Below are 672 nucleotides of genomic sequence, written 5' to 3' on the forward strand. Positions count from 1 at the left end.
ACAACAAAGTGAAGGAATTACCGCCTCAAACACTCAAGAAACAGTAAGGAATTACCGCCTCAAACACTCAAGAAACAGTAGTCCCGCCTGATCCGGGAGTTCAAGACAAGAGAGTTGATCTGTCTCAGCTTCCAGAGGGTGTTGAAGTGCGTATTCCTGAATCAATCAAGGACACAGCTCCTGTAGGAATAAGTGCTGCACAAAGCAGTGACGTTCCTAATTTGAAACAACTCGCCCCTACCACTGCTAATGAAGTTGCTCCTGGCGAGTTTCATTTCATAGCAAGATACCAATCGCAAAATGGTGCTGAGATTATTGTAAATCAAGTACCTGTCGAGGGAAGTACCATCGAGACTATAAAGGGCTTCTATAAAGAACCGACAGAAGTTACCGAAATCAACGGCCATACCGTTGTTTATGTAGATGGCGAACATAGAATAGCCGCACATTTATTCTTGAATGATCATCTGTTTAATGTCTCAACCTCCACTGGAGACCTTGATGATGTAATGAATGTACTCCAACAAATTCAGGAGTAACAATAAAAAACCACCGGGATTGAACTGCACCCCAATTGTTAGACACCATCTAACATTGGAGGTGCAGTTTTTTCTATGGCTAATTTTAGTTCGGACGAAAAATTACAAGCAGTTATGCGTTATCAAAATGGAT

At 41.8% G+C, this 672-nt stretch carries 1 protein-coding gene; it reads left to right on the top strand.

Annotation, left to right across the window (positions count from 1 at the left end; genetic code table 11):
- Positions 1–146: 146 nt before the first annotated feature.
- Entirely contained in the window at positions 147–539 is a 393-nt protein-coding gene (locus tag ACPV3A_RS37735) for a hypothetical protein (RefSeq protein ID WP_426205016.1), read from the top strand.
- Positions 540–672 lie beyond the last annotated feature (133 nt).

Source organism: Paenibacillus sp. Dod16 (genome assembly GCF_049893405.1).
Taxonomy (GTDB): Bacteria; Bacillota; Bacilli; order Paenibacillales; family Paenibacillaceae; genus Paenibacillus_AQ.